The organism is Vibrio sp. 11986-1-5, from assembly GCF_963878025.1.
Lineage (GTDB): Bacteria > Pseudomonadota > Gammaproteobacteria > Enterobacterales > Vibrionaceae > Vibrio > Vibrio injensis.
Window position 1 is genome coordinate 144630 of sequence record NZ_CAWNVW010000052.1, and the last position, 17316, is coordinate 161945.

General features: G+C 43.3%; 14 protein-coding genes. 7 read left to right on the forward strand and 7 right to left on the reverse strand.

The window, feature by feature from the left end; translation table 11 throughout:
* Window positions 1–171: 171 nt before the first annotated feature.
* The 3 genes from rsmC to hemL form a co-directional block, all read right to left on the reverse strand.
* Window positions 172–1194, reverse strand: a complete 1023-nt coding sequence (gene rsmC / locus AACS00_RS14780; RefSeq protein WP_110167851.1) for a 16S rRNA (guanine(1207)-N(2))-methyltransferase RsmC — start codon at window positions 1192–1194, stop codon at window positions 172–174.
* A gap of 65 nt (window positions 1195–1259) precedes the next feature.
* Window positions 1260–2345 (reverse strand): AI-2E family transporter, encoded by a 1086-nt coding sequence (locus AACS00_RS14785; protein WP_110167852.1) that lies wholly within the window; start codon window positions 2343–2345, stop codon window positions 1260–1262.
* Window positions 2346–2783: 438 nt separating this feature from the next.
* Entirely contained in the window at window positions 2784–4076 is a 1293-nt protein-coding gene (gene hemL / locus AACS00_RS14790) for a glutamate-1-semialdehyde 2,1-aminomutase (protein WP_110167853.1), read from the reverse strand.
* An 857-nt stretch (window positions 4077–4933) separates the two neighbouring features.
* On the opposite strand from hemL, the gene erpA reads away from it, so the two are divergent.
* A complete protein-coding gene (erpA, locus tag AACS00_RS14795; protein WP_072671495.1) occupies window positions 4934–5275 on the forward strand; it encodes an iron-sulfur cluster insertion protein ErpA in 342 nt (113 codons plus the stop codon).
* Between the two features lie 71 nt (window positions 5276–5346).
* Here the strand turns inward: erpA and AACS00_RS14800 are convergent, their stop codons facing one another.
* Window positions 5347–6639 carry a peptidoglycan DD-metalloendopeptidase family protein gene (locus tag AACS00_RS14800; protein WP_072671377.1) on the reverse strand — a complete coding sequence of 431 codons (1293 nt, stop codon included), beginning with the start codon at window positions 6637–6639 and terminating at the stop codon, window positions 5347–5349.
* A 130-nt stretch (window positions 6640–6769) separates the two neighbouring features.
* Here AACS00_RS14800 and tyrS point away from each other — a divergent pair, with 130 nt between their 5' ends.
* Window positions 6770–7960 carry a tyrosine--tRNA ligase gene (gene tyrS, locus AACS00_RS14805; RefSeq protein ID WP_072671376.1) on the forward strand — a complete coding sequence of 397 codons (1191 nt, stop codon included), beginning with the start codon at window positions 6770–6772 and terminating at the stop codon, window positions 7958–7960.
* Between the two features lie 83 nt (window positions 7961–8043).
* On the opposite strand, the gene dacB is transcribed toward tyrS, so the two are convergent.
* On the reverse strand, window positions 8044–9474 hold the full coding sequence (gene dacB / locus AACS00_RS14810) for a serine-type D-Ala-D-Ala carboxypeptidase (protein WP_110167854.1): 1431 nt from the start codon (window positions 9472–9474) through the stop codon (window positions 8044–8046).
* 115 nt (window positions 9475–9589) lie between these two features.
* The gene (locus AACS00_RS14815; protein ID WP_110167855.1) at window positions 9590–10579 is read right to left on the reverse strand and encodes a porin; all 990 of its coding nucleotides are present in this window, start codon (window positions 10577–10579) and stop codon (window positions 9590–9592) included.
* Window positions 10580–11144: 565 nt separating this feature from the next.
* On the opposite strand from AACS00_RS14815, the gene greA reads away from it, so the two are divergent.
* Window positions 11145–11618 (forward strand): transcription elongation factor GreA, encoded by a 474-nt coding sequence (gene greA, locus AACS00_RS14820; RefSeq protein WP_072671373.1) that lies wholly within the window; start codon window positions 11145–11147, stop codon window positions 11616–11618.
* A 151-nt stretch (window positions 11619–11769) separates the two neighbouring features.
* Here greA and yhbY read toward each other — a convergent pair whose 3' ends face one another.
* Window positions 11770–12066, reverse strand: coding sequence for a ribosome assembly RNA-binding protein YhbY (gene yhbY / locus AACS00_RS14825; RefSeq protein ID WP_040903858.1), 297 nt, complete (start codon window positions 12064–12066; stop codon window positions 11770–11772).
* 118 nt (window positions 12067–12184) lie between these two features.
* Between yhbY and rlmE the strand changes: the two genes are divergently transcribed.
* The 4 genes from rlmE (at window position 12185) to glmM (ending at window position 17210) form a co-directional block, all read left to right on the forward strand.
* Window positions 12185–12814, forward strand: coding sequence for a 23S rRNA (uridine(2552)-2'-O)-methyltransferase RlmE (rlmE, locus tag AACS00_RS14830; RefSeq protein ID WP_004394171.1), 630 nt, complete (start codon window positions 12185–12187; stop codon window positions 12812–12814).
* 98 nt (window positions 12815–12912) lie between these two features.
* Window positions 12913–14850 (forward strand): ATP-dependent zinc metalloprotease FtsH, encoded by a 1938-nt coding sequence (gene ftsH, locus AACS00_RS14835; RefSeq protein WP_072671372.1) that lies wholly within the window; start codon window positions 12913–12915, stop codon window positions 14848–14850.
* Window positions 14851–15023: 173 nt separating this feature from the next.
* Window positions 15024–15860, forward strand: a complete 837-nt coding sequence (folP, locus tag AACS00_RS14840; protein ID WP_110167856.1) for a dihydropteroate synthase — start codon at window positions 15024–15026, stop codon at window positions 15858–15860.
* A gap of 9 nt (window positions 15861–15869) precedes the next feature.
* Window positions 15870–17210: a phosphoglucosamine mutase gene (glmM, locus tag AACS00_RS14845; RefSeq protein ID WP_072671370.1), complete on the forward strand. Its 1341-nt coding sequence runs from the start codon at window positions 15870–15872 to the stop codon at window positions 17208–17210.
* Window positions 17211–17316: the final 106 nt, after the last annotated feature.

Genomic DNA, 17316 nt, shown 5'->3' on the forward strand with positions numbered 1-17316 from the left:
CAACAAAGCCTTAGTGAGAAAATTGAATAAAGTAACGCGTAGGAAATAACGAAATTAACGTGTTTTTTTACTTTGACAAGTAAGTTAACAGTAAACCGTGTCGGTGGGCGCAAATTTTTGATGTTACTCCCGTAAACTGTCGTTAAAAACGGCAATTTACGGGCGCTAGGCTTATTTTTTGGCGTGATAAATTGAGAATTTACCCGTCTTATTTAGCGTTACACAATTACCGAACGCTTGCTCTATTAATGGCGGGTATTTGAGAAAATTATTAGCGACGACAAACAGTTGACCAGACGCGGTCAGATAATTAGGAGCTTGCTGTAATAAAGTTTCTGTTGCTCGATAGCTGGTATCTAATCCTGAATGAAAGGGTGGGTTAGTCACAATTGAGTGATAATCTCGGTCAGTATCTGAATAAACATCGGAAGCAAAGACTCGTCCGGTCAGGCCATTTGCCGCCAATGTTGCTTGACTAGAATGAATAGCAAGAGCGCTGATATCACACATTTCGAGCTGAATCTCAGGGTTAAGCATACTCAGCACACAACCAAGCACACCAGCACCACAACCAAAATCGAGTATTTTACCTTGTAGTGGTGGTAAGCTATCAAGCAGCAGCTGACTACCTAAATCGAATTCACCATGGCTAAATACCCCTGGTAGGCTACGAATAGTCAGTGTGTGTTGTTGGTAATGGACGGTATAAGATTTAAACCAATCTTCTAAGTCAAATTCAGCAACGGGTTGTGTACATTGTCCCCAATAAAATGAACAACGACGAGCAGAATCGTATTTTTTTATCACGCCATAAGGGCTAAACAGTTTTTCAACCGCTTTTATCCCTGAGCGGTTTTCACCGACGACGATCACTTCACAGTGTGCTGGCAGTTTGGCCAGTAACATAGCGAGTAAAAACTGCGCTTCTAATTTAGCTTTTGGCCAATAAAGTAGCAATAAATCAGCCGTGATCTCGGCGGTTAATTCCGCGCCAAAATGACTTTTTACAGCAGAAGACGCTTGTAATTGACGATAATAGCCATAATGGGTAGTAAATACGGTAACGGAGTCGCAGTGTTTGCTCAACTCGATGGGAAAGTTATCTTCCACCTCCCCGGCGACCAAGACTTTTTTTCCAGCGAAATAAGCTAATTGACGCTGTGTGATCTGACTTGGGGCTGTGTAATGTGACATAACAAACTCGTGGTGAACGATAAAGGGGACGATTTTCGCATAATCAGCGCTTGGCTTGAAGCGCTTTAATGGCGGTCTTTTTGATTTAAAAAGCCCGCAAATTCTTCTTCATAGAGGTTAAACAGAACAATGGTGATCGCAAAAATCAGTGGTCCGTAGATTAACCCTATCAAACCAAAGAGCTGGATCCCCCCTAATAGTGAGAAGAAGATCATTAAAGTATTCATACCTGCGCTGCCTTGCATCAGTAGGGGACGCAATAAGTTATCAATCGAACCAACAATCGCAATACTCCAGATTAATAAGAACAATGCCCAAGCGGTGTCACCAATAATAAACAGATAGAGAGTAGCTGGGACCCAAATTAAGGCGGTGCCAATTAAAGGAATAAAAGAGGCAAAGCCCATCATGGTGCCCCAAAAAAGTCCGGGTAAGCCGACGATCCACATCGCAAATCCGCCCGCTACGCCTTGGGCAATGGCAGTAAGAAATGATCCCATAATTGCTGATTTAGATACCTGTTGGATTTCATGCAGTAATTTATCTTCTTGGCTACGAGATAAAGGCAAAATGTGTCGTAGTACATTGATGATCTTGTCGTGATCGCGAAGCAGGAAAAATAGCACAAACAGCATTAAGAAAAAGTTCATGACTAAATGCGTGACATCACCAACGATTTTGGCACTAATGGCAACCAAACTACTGCCAAAAGAGGTGGCGAATTGAGCGGTTTTCTGGGCGATTTGTTGAGGTGTCACCTCATGAAACGGGAGGTATTGATTGGTCAATGTGAGTATCTTAATGATTAAAGGATGGCTAAGCGCGGCTTGAATGCCGCCTTCATTACCCCAGTGGTAGAGTGTTTGTGCAAAGCGAGCACCTTGTTGAATGATGGCTGAAAAAACCAACATTGAAGGAATAACAATAATGAACGTTAAAATGATACAAGAGAGCAAGGCGGTAAGATTTTTTTTCTGAGCTAGGCGTTGTTCTAAACGTTGATGGATAGGGAAAATCAATAGCGACAGAATAAATGCCATCATGATCGCATTACTATAAGGTTCAATCAGTCGATAACAACTGAACACGGCGATACATAATGCGCCGATCAATACCCAATGGTTGACGGTAAGTCTGGTTTTTTCGGACACGCTAGTGGCCCCTTTCTACTGGTTGATTTTCTATGTCAGGATGTCTGATCTCAGTGAGCGATTGACGGGATCATTAGATCCATTATCCATTTACTCACACCATCGTCACAAACAGATAAATGACATAGAGTTAGTTTCGATTTCGTTATAACCCTGTTTATAATGGCTTGGATTGAGTCTTTGGGCAATGGGAGAGATAAAAATGGGTTGTTGTGAAAAGAAATCTTGCTGCGCGACGAAAACCTCATGGGTGCAACGTATGCCTTGGACAACAATTTTACTTGTTTCCCTTGCCATATTAGTGATGTTTTTTTGGCACTAATGGCATTAGACGTTGTGAGTTTTCTGCATGGTAGGGGTGTTGAATCTTCGCAATGAATAGCATGGCGAAAAATCAATACCCCTTCAATTTAATAAGTTAAATTCGATATACGCTCATTACGCATCTTGAGCTAATTGGGCAAAACTTCGGTCTGCAGCCTCTAAAGTTGCTTCTATTTCTCGACTACCGTGAGCCAAAGAGGTAAAGCAAGCTTCAAATGCGGAAGGTGCTAGATACACCCCATAACCTAACATTAAATGGAAGAAACGCTTAAACCGCTCAATATCGCATTTAGCGACTTCTTCGTAGCAGGTGACACTGGCTTGGTCGGTGAAGAAAAAGCCAAACATGCCTCCCGCTTGACTCACTACTAATGGAATTCCATGCTTATCGGCGAGCTGTTTAAAGCCATCGGCCAGTTGTTTGGTTTTAGCCGCTAAATTTTTCTCATTACCTTCTTGTCTTAATAGCGACAGACAAACGTAACCTGCCGCCATGGCAATCGGGTTACCTGAAAGGGTACCTGCTTGATAGACAGGACCTGTTGGCGCAATATACTGCATCACTTCTTTACGGCCACCAAATGCGCCAACAGGCATGCCGCCACCAATCACTTTACCTAGCGTGGTCAAATCAGGTTTGATGTTATAAAAAGCTTGTGCACCACCTAGCGCAACACGAAACCCGGTCATTACTTCATCAAAAATCAATAATGCGCCTTCTTGATCGCACAATTCGCGTAAACCTTCATGGAATCCAGCAATGGGAGGGATACAGTTCATGTTTCCCGCCACGGGTTCGACGATAATACAAGCAATTTCCCCTGGATGAGCGGCGAATAATTCGCGTACCGATTGTAAATCATTAAAACGTGCCGTCAGCGTGTGCTTGGCAAAGTCTGCTGGTACGCCCGGTGAGCTTGGTTGACCCAGAGTTAAAGCGCCAGAGCCTGCTTTTACTAATAAGCTATCAGCATGACCATGATAACAGCCTTCGAATTTGATGATTTTATCTCGCCCGGTATAACCACGAGCCAAACGAATTGCACTCATGGTCGCTTCGGTGCCTGAACTTACCATGCGGACTTGTTCCATTGACGGCACCAATTCAGAGACGAGCTCTGCCATAGTGATTTCCATTTCCGTTGGCGCTCCAAAACTCAGCCCACGCTGCGCTGCATCGATCACGGCTTCGCGAATGACGGCATGATTATGACCAAGAATCATTGGCCCCCATGAACCAACATAATCAATGTAGGCTTTACCATCGGCATCAAAAATCAGTGGGCCATCGGCTCGATCAATAAAAATGGGTGAGCCACCTACACCACTAAAGGCGCGCACCGGAGAGTTAACTCCGCCTGGAATTTTAATTTGCGCCTTTTGATACAGATCTTCTGATTTGGTCATTGAGAATTCCTCTTTATATTAGTTAGGGCATGTTGACCTTAGGGGCTGTTTATCTTTCGCGGTTAAATTTTGTTCGAGATAAAAGTGTTTTAATCGCGGCGAGAGGTTTGTAGCCTAGTATTCTAAGCAAAATACCTCTCAACAAAGAGTAAAACACTTTTAGCCGAACCCTTCGGGCAGCGTTTGTGGCTCCTTTCTACTGCGTTATCGGCTTCTCAGGTAGAATAACTACATTTCAAAGCCTCTGCCTTGTATAAAGAAGCCACAAACTGCTGCAAAAATCAGCTCGAAAGATAAACAGACCCTAGGGATAAAGCCACTATCATCGCTGGCGATATGGGTTCTTGGCGGAGATAATAAAGCGTAATCTCCTTATCACGATGAAACCCTGCTGATACACTTACGGTAAGCTACAGCGGTGTGCTAGTACGAGCGTGGCTCAATCTGCTTGGCTATGTTGATGGAAACAAAACGACTTATCGTTGAGTCACGAGGTTCGTCTTTTAGCTCAAGTTCGAATCAGCGTTCACTTAACAAGGCCAATCTACCCTAGGATTCATTACGTTGAGCATTGTACGCTGCTCAGTGATGAGACGAAATCATTTATAACATTTATCCGCTGACTAAGCGCAAAATGGTAGTATTGCCATTCGATGGCATACTTTTCTCGCCGAGGGGGACTGATGGTTTCACGCGCAATAATATTTACGATTCGGTGGGATTGGAATAGTAGCTACGATGAGATTATCCGGCTAATACTTGAACGAAACAGTCAGGTATTAGATAATCGTACGATTAGAAAAATAAACATGCTCATCAATAGGCAATGAGTATTGACACCAATGAGAGAGGTCGTCGTGAGTGAAGTTAATGTCCCTTTAACGTTTTCTGATGCCGCTGCCACACGAGTACGCACGTTAATTGAAGAAGAAGAAAATCCCCAGTTGAAATTGCGAGTTTATATTACCGGTGGGGGATGCAGTGGTTTTCAATACGGTTTTACCTTCGATGAAAATGTGAATGATGGCGATACTACTATCGAAAACAGTGGTGTGACTTTAGTCGTTGATCCCATGAGCTTACAGTATTTGATCGGTGGCGTAGTGGATTATAGTGATGGATTAGAAGGCTCGCGCTTTTTTATTAATAATCCTAATGCGACTACGACCTGTGGTTGTGGGGCGTCATTTAGCGTTTAAAATCTATTTGTGTTAGAGAACTACCCAGATTAAAAAGCCCTTACTGATATCATAAGGGCTTTTTTGTGAGGTTAAGGGGTTGCGTAGAGTAATTGCCCATAACGCGATAAGGTATCAAGGCGAATTTTAGCATTAGCTAAAAATGTCGCTTTTGCTTGTCCGGTCAAGGATTTTGATTGAGGAAGATCGACTGTGCGTGGATCTTTATGAACGCCATTAACCAGAAACTCGTAGTGTAAATGGGGGCCCGTGACTCGTCCGGTTCCACCTAATGTACCAATCACTTGACCTTGGCGAACCCGCTCTCCAGTTTTGACCGTACGTCGAGTTAGGTGAAGGTATTTAGTTAAATAGGTATTACTGTGGCGAATAAAGACATAATTACCGTTAAATTGGTTATAGCTAGAGCGTTCAACTACTCCGTCACCCGCGGCCCAAATTGGGGTGCCTACAGGCGCAACGTAGTCTGTACCTCGATGCGCCCTTAGCTGGCCTGTCACTGGATGAAGGCGGCGAGGGTTGAAGTTTGATGATACGCGCCGAAAATCAAGAGGTGCCCGTAGAAACGCTTTTTTCATCGCTCGGCCAGTTTCATCGTAATATTGTCCAGTATGATCGTCCAAAATTGCTGTAAAGGTTGTGCCTTGGTTAGTAAATTGAGTGGCGATGATTCGCCCTCGTCCCACTACTTCACCTTCGACTATTTTCTCTTCAAACAGTAAGCGAAAGTGATCTCCTGAGCGAATATCTAACGCAAAATCGATATCCCAACCAAAAATGCCCGCTAATTCCATAATCTGGTTAGCCGTTAAGCCTGCTCCTCTTGCCGCATTCCAAAAGTTTGAGGTGATTTCAGCTTGAGCGTAATTGTATTGATAAAAAACCTCTTTTTTATCAAACCGAGCAGAAAAACCAGCGTCGGTACGAGTGATATCAAAGGTTTCATAGGGGGTAATACGTCGTTTAAGTTGAATTAATTGGTTATTGTCATCAAACCCAAATTGCAACTCATCACCGGGGCGTAAGCGACTCAATTGTTGGTTGATTTGTTGATCACTGGACGTCAGTTCATGGAGTAAACGAGCGGAGAGACCAATACGTTGAAAAAGAAGTGCTGCACTTTCTCCCGAATTCACTTTATGCGTTTCCCAGCGCAGTAAAGCAGAAGGCAATACCGTACTGCCTGGCGCTAGTGCTTCCCGGTCAATAGTCAAAGGATAATGACGACCAATTTGTAGTCGTTCTGGGTGGTTTCTTAATGCTTCCTGATCCGGGAGGAAAAATAACGCGACAACAATCACCGCACTAAAAAAGGCAATACATGCCCGATGCACCCAGGGAAGACGAGCAAAAATCGCTAGCATACTCGTGTTCGTTCAATCATTCGTGAATAAAATCGTTATTTGGTTAGTCTAACTGGTTTCAAAAGGCATCGCTATTCAAGTAAGATGTCAAACTATTAAATTTTTGCCAAATCTGTGGGAGTGAACAAGAATGGCGAGTATTGAAGCGGCGTTAGCTGAGATTAAGCGTGGTGTTGAGGAGTTAATCCCAGAAGAGGAATTAATCGCAAAACTGAAAGAAGGTCGTCCTCTGCGGATTAAGCTTGGAGCTGATCCAACGGCACCAGATATTCATTTAGGTCATACGGTGATCTTAAACAAGCTGCGCACTTTCCAAGATTTAGGCCATGATGTTACTTTCTTGATTGGTGATTTTACGGGAATGGTCGGTGACCCAACGGGTAAAAATACCACTCGTCCCCCTTTGACGCGTGAAGATGTTCTACGTAACGCGGAGACTTATAAGCAGCAAGTGTTTAAGATACTTGATCCGACAAAAACGAAAATTCAGTTTAACTCTGAATGGTTGTCTGAGCTGGGCGCTGAAGGAATGATCCGACTTGCTGCCAATCAGACCGTCGCGCGAATGTTAGAGCGGGATGATTTTAAAAAGCGCTATGCAGGTGGTCAACCGATTGCCATTCATGAGTTTATGTACCCTTTACTGCAAGGTTATGACTCCGTTGCGATGGAAACCGATGTTGAATTGGGGGGCACAGATCAAAAGTTTAATTTACTGATGGGACGAGAGCTGCAAAAATCTCATGGTCAGAAACCTCAAGTGGTATTGATGATGCCATTATTAGTTGGCTTAGATGGCGAAAAGAAAATGTCTAAGTCCGCGCACAACTATATTGGGGTAAGCGAAGCGCCAAGCGAAATGTTTGGTAAGATCATGTCAATCTCTGACGATTTGATGTGGAGTTATTATGAATTGTTGTCTTTCCGTCCGTTAGCGGAAGTCGAGCAATTTAAAGCTGATGTAGCCAACGGTGCTAACCCAAGAGACGTTAAAATTCTACTGGCTAAAGAGATCATCGCTCGTTTCCATTCACAAGCCGATGCTGATGCGGCAGAACAAGAATTCATTAATCGTTTTCAAAAAGGTGCTCTACCTGATGAAATGCCAGAGTTTACCTTTGCTCAAGGGATTGCGATTGCTAATTTACTTAAAGATGCTGGCTTGGTTGGCTCAACTTCGGATGCGATGCGCATGGTAAAACAAGGCGCGGCTAAGCAAGATGGTGAAAAAATTGATGATGCTAAGTTCACTCCAACGGTTGGAACTTATGTCTATCAAGTTGGTAAACGTAAGTTCGCACGAGTAACTATTGAGTCATGAGTAGTGATAAGCTTTGATGCTGTTAAATTGTCAAAGCATGAGTTATCCCCAATAAACAAAAAGCGCCGTTAGGCGCTTTTTGTTTATTGGCCGTGAGCCATGTTGATCACATCTTGATAAAAACGCAGCTCAAATTGGGTAATGGGTGGTTCTATCGGTAAGTGAGCATTGGCGGTGGATGGGAAATAATCTGTTACGTACTGAATAAATAGACTCAGTGGTTTACCTTGCTCATCGACGACAAAACCCGCCATGTTATGCGTACCGTATAACGAGCCACTTTTGGCGATAAGCTGACCTCGCACGCTACTATGACGCATACTACGACGATAGAGTAAAGTTCCATTCTCTCCGGCCGTTGGCAGCAAACTCAATAACGATAATTGCTGATCGTGAGCAGCCAAATAGGCAAGGATTTGACGCATCGACTCTAAGCGTAAGCGGTTATTACGTGATAACCCTGATCCATCGACTAACTGAGCATCTTGCAAGTCAATTCCGGTGTTGGCAAAAATAATTTGTTTCATGGCTTCTGTACCATTAGCAAAGCTTCCGGGCTGCAAGAAAAAGTGCCGGCCTAAGGTTTTGGTAAGCGAGTCAGCAATCAAGTTGTCCGAGTCTTGCAGCATGATTTTGAGCAGTTCAGGCAACGCTACTGAGCGATGTATTGCAATACTCGCCATAGTCTGTATTTCTGGGGGCTGACCGATTTTTATCTCGCCTTCTAAATGGATGCCAAGTTGCCGTAGTAGTTGATGAATGACGCGTTGAGCATAAAGTTCAGGATTTTGTACAGCAAAGCGAAGCGGTAGTGGTTGCTCACGTTCCGCTAAACAGCCTGATAGTTGATAATGATTGTTAGGTGTGGCGATTAACTCTAAATCACAATGTAAGCTTTGCTGTAGAGCTTGAGAGACCGTTTTAGCCTCACTACTAACATGAACTGGGTAATGAGGAGGGACATAAACTCGAGTAGAACCGTTATCTTGAGTATAAATCGACGCTTGAATACAGTTGCCATCAAGATTAATCGCGCCGACTGGAGCGCTATAACACACGCCAAGACTATCCCAAGGCCAGCCCACTGCTCGTTGATAACCACTGAATTGACTGATGTCGAGCCAGATATCTCCGCTAATCTTGCGACCGTGTTTAGAACGATACTGACTGAATAATTGACGTAAGTTGGCAGTAGTCAAAGTCGGATCACCAGAAAAAATCAAGGCCAGCTGATGGTTATCAGCACGTAACTCGGTGGTAAAACGAAATTGTTCACCGAGTTCGAGTTGGCTCGCCAAAGCGGTAATGATTTTTAAGGTGCTGGCAGGCGGGAAATACCCATCGGTGTATTGATTAACGGTTTGTTGTTCATTGAGTAATTGGCTGACTAAACCGCTGCGGGTTCCTGTTGGCAGTTGTGCTTTTGCTTGCTCAAAATCGGCCCAAACATGGGGCACGATAAACAGGTAAAGCAATATAAAAATAGAAGAAAGGTAGCGCCATAGATAATGCATAAACGATCGACAATCAATCAAACAGGAAGGCAAGTATAACCAGAGAATAAAACGCCTGCTAGTGTGCAGGCGTTTGGAGTATTAATTAAGCATGATGATGCGTAATTAAGACGACTTAGAAGTCGTAACGTAGACCGAGAGCTAGCTCATCTTCAGCTTTCATTTTACCTACTTTATCTGAATCTAGTAGGTTGAAGTTGTATGAGATGTATGAGCGGAAGTTAGGTTTGAAGAAGTAAGTTGCATCGATAGCAATGCTGTCAGCTAAGTCTTCTTTAACGCCTGCTTCTTTAGATTTTAAGTAGTTGTAAGAAGTCGTAAATACAGTTTGTTGCATCGTGTATTTAGCGGCTAGTTCATAACCAGTAAAGTCTTCTTTATCTGCACCACTCTTATCTTGACCATCAACATAAGTACCAGCAAAGTACAAATCGTTGATTGCATAAGAGGCCGCTAGCATCCACTGATCAGCTTTGTCTTGATCGGCGTAACCAGCACCAACGGCAAAGCCAGTGTCAGCAAATGTGTAGATAGCAGATAGTGAGTAACCGTCTTGGTTATTATCAGCAAATTTATCTGCGTTTTTGTCTTCTACACGGTCAGCAAAACGGTAGCTGGCTTTTACTGCAAGATCATCAAATTGACCTGCGTAAGTCAGCATGTTGTCAGCACGGTCAGCAACGGTCAGTTTGTAAGCCGCTTTGTTACCGTGGTAAGACATGATATCGGTAAAGTCAGTGATCACACCTAGTGCGCCGTCATTTTTACCGTAAGTCACTAGACCAAAATCACCACCGATACCAGCAAAAGCATAACGGTTAGTTAGGTTATTACTATCTGAATCGATATCGCCATTATCAGCAGTAGTAAATTCACCTTCGTAGAAACCAAGACCATACAGGCTGTCATTGATTTGAGTTTTACCTAATACATTAATACGTACACGTGAAGCATCTTCTGCTTTACCATCTTTTAGAGATAGACGTGCTTCAGCGCGGCCACCTAGAGCAAGCGAAGTTCCATCTTGGTTGTAAATTTCACCAGCATTAACACCAGCGGTCATTGCAGCAGCTGAAACTGCTAGAGCAATCAGAGTTTTGTTCATTTTATTAAGTCCTAATTTACTGTCCATAAATTGTTATCGGCGACATAACAAAGTTTGAAAGCGATGGTTCAAATCATTGATATGTGCAACGAACAACCAATGTTCCCACTCGTGTAACCTCTAAAGAAGTGACTCTCAGGTGGAACATTCGACCTATTCGTGTCTACCTTTGTAACTGCAAAGTTCCATTATCCGTTAGTAAAATGATATAAATTTCAGTTATGAACAGTGTTTTATTGTGATGTAAAAAATATCAAGATACTGATTTATATTAGTTTTGTTGGTTTTTTTAAGCTGCTCTGACCGTCGATTTTAAGTGGGTTATTTAGATTTTTTTAGTTATTTTGAATGTTTTTTCGACAGGTGAGTGTGTGGGGTGGATCACATTAAATTTACCTTATCGTGCTCAATCTCAATTTCTGATCGCAATGATTGAATTTGGATGATTTCGTCGCCATGTTTGTTTACACTGAGAATCATGCATTCAAAAATGACTACCTGACCCCCTTATCGGGTTGGGTAGTTTTGTATTGTCCAAAGATAATTTTGGCATAGAGGTAATAATATGGAAAAAGTTCCAATGACAGTGCGTGGCGAAAAGTTGCTGCGCGATGAACTTGAGCGACTGCTTAAACTACGTCCCAAAATCACTCAAGCGATCGCTGAAGCTCGTGAATTAGGTGATTTAAAAGAGAATGCCGAATATCATGCCGCTCGAGAAGAGCAAGGGATCTGTGAAGCTCAGATCCGCGATATCGAATATAAGTTATCGGTAGCTCAAGTGATTGATATAGCAAAGATAGAAAACACAGGAAAAGTGATTTTTGGTGCGACAGTGAGCTTGATTGATGTCGATACTGATGAAGAGAAGCGTTATCAAATCGTTGGTGATGATGAGGCGGAAATCAAAGCTGGACGGATTTCAGTCAGTTCGCCGATTGCTCGTGGGCTAATTGGTAAAATGGAAGGTGATGAAGTCACTATCTCGACTCCTGGCGGCGATAAAGTTTTTGAAATAGATAAAGTTGATTATCTGTAAATCGAGCTGAGACACTTTTGACATTAACCGTTGAGATCACTGTCTTGGTTTGTCTCCAGTGTTTCCGAGAGACAATAATAAAAAGGTCGCCTACAGCGACCTTTTTATAAGCTTAAGTAGCGAGGTTCGCATACTTAGCGAACGGAGCAATTTATTTGCGAGGTAATTCGATTTTACGCTGCTCAGATGGGCGGTAAAGGACCAAAGTTTTACCGATTACTTGGACCTTTTCTGCACCCGTTTCACGAACGATCGCGTCAACAATCAATAGTTTCGTTTCACGGTCTTCTGATACTACCTTGACTTTAATGAGTTCATGATAGTTAAGCGCAATTTCGATTTCTGCCAAAACAGCTTCAGTGAGGCCATTGGCACCCATTAATACTACTGGGTTTAAGTGGTGAGCCAATCCTTTCAGGTGCTGCTTTTGTTTGTTGCTTAGATTCATTACGCGACCAAATTTATTAATATTAGGGTTGAAAACCACCATTTTAGCGCCATCTACTCAGGAAGACTATATTTTCTACAAGACTTTCTCGAATAGAATCACCTTAGTTAGGTATCGAATGAGTAAACAGAAACATTCCGCGAGTTCTTCTCGTTGGTTGAAAGAGCATTTTGATGACATCTATGTTCATGAAGCAAAAAAGAAAGGTTATCGTTCACGTGCGATTTTTAAGCTAAAAGAGATCCAAAGTAAGGATAAGTTACTGCGTACTGGTATGACCGTCGTTGATTTAGGGGCTGCACCCGGTGGATGGTCACAATATGCGGCTAGTATTGTTGGTGATACAGGACAGGTCATTGCTTGTGACATTTTGCCGATGGATTCGATTGCTGGTGTCTCTTTTTTACAAGGTGATTTTCGAGAAGAGAGCGTACTTGCAGCATTAATCGAACGTATTCAACCAGATATGGTTGATGTGGTGATGTCTGATATGGCCCCTAATATGGCCGGAAATAATTCAGTGGATCAACCAAGAGCGATGTATCTGGTCGAATTAGCATTAGATATGTGTCGACAAGTTCTTATTCCTAATGGTAGTTTTGTGGTCAAAGTGTTCCAGGGCGAAGGTTTTGATCATTATGTCCAAGAGGTACGTAGTATGTTCAAGGCGGTCAAAATTCGTAAACCAGATTCTTCAAGAGCTCGCTCTCGAGAGGTTTATGTTGTTGCCACTGGTTACAAAGGTTAACTATTTGCCCTTATCGGTAAGAGTTAACACTATAGCTACAGCCTACAAACTGTAGTACCCTACCTTTAATTACAACTAGTTATCGCGAGGCTTGCACCTTGAGTGACATGGCAAAAAATCTAATACTGTGGCTGGTTATCGCCGTTGTGCTGATGTCGGTTTTCCAGAGCTTTGGCCCTGGTGACAGCAGCGGAAGAACAGTGGACTACACCACATTCGTACATGAAGTTGGTCAAGGCCAAATTCAGGAAGCTCAATTCAAGAACAGCGAAATTACTTTTACTCGCCGTGGTAGTAACAATCGTTTCGTTACTTACATGCCAGTATATGATCAAAAGCTGCTTGATGATCTGATTAATCAAAACGTAAGAGTACAAGGAACGCCGCCAGAAGAGCAAAGTTTGCTTGGAACTATCTTTATCTCTTGGTTCCCAATGATACTGCTAATTGGGGTATGGATTTTCTTCATGCGTCAAATGCAAGGCGGTGGCGGTAAAGGCGCCATGTCCTTCGGTAAAAGTAAAGCGCGGATGATGAGCGAAGAGCAGATTAAAACGAACTTTACTGACGTTGCTGGCTGTGATGAAGCCAAAGAAGATGTTAAAGAGCTGGTCGATTATCTTCGTGATCCAAGCCGATTCCAGAAGTTGGGCGGTAAAATCCCAACAGGCGTATTGATGGTAGGTCCTCCAGGGACGGGTAAAACTTTGCTTGCTAAAGCGATTGCTGGTGAAGCAAAGGTACCCTTTTTCACTATCTCTGGTTCTGATTTCGTTGAAATGTTTGTCGGTGTCGGCGCATCGCGCGTGCGTGACATGTTTGAGCAAGCCAAAAAAGCGTCGCCTTGTATCATTTTTATCGATGAAATTGATGCGGTCGGTCGTCAGCGTGGTGCTGGTGTCGGCGGTGGTCACGATGAACGTGAACAAACCTTAAACCAAATGCTGGTTGAGATGGACGGTTTTGAAGGTAATGAAGGGGTTATCGTCATTGCCGCAACTAACCGTCCTGATGTATTGGACCCAGCATTATTGCGTCCTGGCCGTTTCGACCGCCAAGTTGTCGTTGGTTTACCTGATGTTCGTGGCCGTGAACAGATTCTTAAAGTTCATATGCGTAAAGTTCCATTAGCGAATGATGTTGAACCGTCATTGATTGCTCGTGGTACCCCTGGTTTCTCAGGCGCTGATTTAGCCAACTTAGTCAATGAAGCTGCGTTGTTTGCCGCTCGTGGTAATAAACGTAATGTGTCTATGGTTGAGTTTGAACTGGCTAAAGACAAAATCATGATGGGTGCAGAGCGCCGTTCAATGGTAATGTCGGAAGAGACGAAAGCGTCAACAGCTTATCATGAGGCCGGCCATGCAATTGTCGGACGTTTGGTGCCTGAACATGATCCGGTGTATAAGGTCTCTATCATCCCTCGCGGTAGAGCGTTGGGTGTGACAATGTACTTGCCAGAACAAGATCGTGTCAGTATGTCTAAACAGCATCTTGAGTCGATGATATCCAGCCTTTATGGCGGTCGTCTTGCTGAAGAGCTGATTTATGGTGCTGATAATGTTTCCACTGGGGCTTCGAATGACATTGAACGAGCGACTGCAATTGCTCGTAAGATGGTTACTCAATGGGGTTTTTCAGAGAAACTCGGCCCTCTTTTGTATGCAGAAGATGAAGGTGAAGTGTTCTTAGGTCGTAGTGTGACGCAAACTAAGCACGTTTCTGAAGATACGGCCAAACTGATAGATGATGAAGTTCGTAAAATCATTGATCGTAACTATGACCGTGCTCGTGAAATCCTAGAGAACAACATGGATATTATGCACGCGATGAAAGATGCGCTGATGAAATATGAAACCATCGATGCAGGACAGATTGATGATTTGATGGCTCGTAAATCGGAGATTCGTGAACCTGCTGGTTGGGCCGATCAGGCCGCTAGAGCGACTCAAGACAATGTTGAACCGGAGCCAAGCAACTCTGCACCAGTTGATGCGGATGTTCCACCGGCTTCAGAGCACAAAGATAAAGATTAATCTCTATTTTATGATGAAACCCCGATTCTTTCGGGGTTTTTTGTTTGTTGGTGAAGGTGTTTTAGGTTTGATAACGTAAGCAATAAATTATTTATTGCTTGGTATAATTCTTGAGGTTAGCAAGGGATGGAGGTAACGTATTCTTTATTAATCCATTCTATATTCAGAGGCTTATGAAAATTCAAACCACATCTAAACAGCTGAAGCTTGACCAGCCTCAAGTGATGGGAATACTAAATACGACTCCGGATTCTTTTTCTGATGGTGGCCAATACACTACTGTGCAGCGTGCGTTTTATCGAGCAAAGCAGATGATTGATGCCGGAGTTAATATCATTGATATTGGTGGTGAGTCGACTCGTCCCGGTGCGCCAGAGGTATCGCTTAGCGAAGAGCTTGAGCGAGTCATTCCCGTGATTCAGGCCATTCGCCAGTATTATCCTGATATTTGGATATCGATTGATACTAGTAAACCTGAGGTTATGCGTCAGGCGGTACAGGCAGGCGCTGACTTAATTAATGATGTACGAGCGTTACAAGAGCCGGGGGCTTTGCAAGCTGCCGCCGATGCTCAAGTGCCAGTGTGTATTATGCATATGAAAGGCCAGCCAAGAACGATGCAAATCGCTCCTGAGTATGATGATATTCTAAAAGAGGTGGATGGATTTTTAGCCGAACGTATCGCCGCATGCGAGAAAGCGGGGATCCAGCGGCAGAATATTATTCTGGACCCTGGTTTTGGTTTTGGTAAATCGTTTGAACACAATTATCATCTGCTCGCGAATTTAGAGGTATTTCATCATTTTGGTTTGCCTTTACTAGCAGGAATGTCTCGTAAGTCAATGTTGTTTAAGCCACTAAATAAAGAACCAGCACAATGCATGGTGGCAAGCGTAACGAGCGCAACATTAGCGGCTTTAAAAGGTGCGCACATTCTTCGTGTACATGATGTTGAACAAACTATAGAAGCATTGGCGATCATACAAATGATGCACCGCCATAAACATTAAGGAATCATTATGTCTAATACTAGACGTTATTTTGGCACTGATGGCATTCGAGGCCGAGTTGGTGAATATCCAATCACGCCTGATTTTGTTTTAAAACTGGGTTGGGCTGCAGGGCGTGTTTTGGCTCAGCAAGGCACCAAAAAAGTGATTATCGGTAAAGACACGCGAATTTCAGGTTACATGCTAGAGTCAGCATTAGAAGCCGGGCTGGCTGCTGCTGGGCTAAAAGCGATTTTCACAGGGCCAATGCCGACCCCTGCTGTTGCTTATCTTACCCAAACTTTTCGCGCCGAAGCGGGGATTGTGATTTCTGCGTCGCACAACCCTTATTATGACAATGGCATAAAATTTTTCTCTTCCGCTGGTACGAAATTACCTGATGAATTGGAACTGGCTATCGAAGCCGAATTGGATAAACCCATTGAATGCGTTGAGTCTGCAGAGTTGGGGAAAGCGACTCGTTTGGTTGATGCTGCTGGTCGTTATATCGAATTTTGTAAAAGTACCTTTCCTTCTGCTTTAAGTCTCGCTGGTTTAAAAATCGTCGTCGATTGTGCCCATGGCGCGACTTATCATATCGCGCCTAATGTTTTTAAAGAACTGGGGGCAGAAGTGATTTCGATCGGTACTGAGCCAAATGGTTTAAATATTAACGATCAAGTTGGGGCGACCGATGTTCGTGCATTGCAACAAAAAGTGGTTGCTGAGCAGGCTGATTTGGGACTGGCTTTTGATGGTGATGGTGACCGAATCATCATGGTGGACCATTTAGGTCATAAAATCGATGGTGATCAGATTGCTTATATCATCGCTCGAGATGCTTTGCGCCGAGGTGAATTGAAAGGTGGGGTGGTTGGTACACTGATGACGAATTTAGGCATGGAAAATGGCTTGAAACAGTTAGGTATTCCATTTGTCCGCGCAGCCGTCGGTGATCGTTATGTAATGGAAAAGCTGCTCGAAAAAGGGTGGAAAATTGGTGCTGAAAATTCAGGGCATGTTATTTTGCTTGATAAAGTTACGACTGGAGATGCGATTGTCGCGGCTTTACAAGTCTTGGCCTCTGTGATTGATAGTGATTTGTCTTTACATGAATTATCGCAAGGTATGACACTCTATCCGCAAGTGCTAGAAAATGTTCGCTTTAGTGGGCAAACTAAACCACTTGAGTCACCAGCGGTACTAAGCGCGGTAAAACAGGTTGAGGCTAAGCTCGGTGATAAAGGGCGGGTATTGTTACGTGCGTCGGGTACTGAACCTCTTATTCGAGTGATGGTTGAAGGTGAAGATGCTCAGTTAGTGCAAACTTCAGCATTAGATATTGCCGCCGCAGTTAAAGCCAGTTGCTAAGTTTTTTACGTATTTCTCTATTTCTAATTGTGATAAATGTTAATGAATAGAGAAAATAGAGTTATTAATATCGATTGTTGAGCCTTTTTTGACCGTTTGATTGATA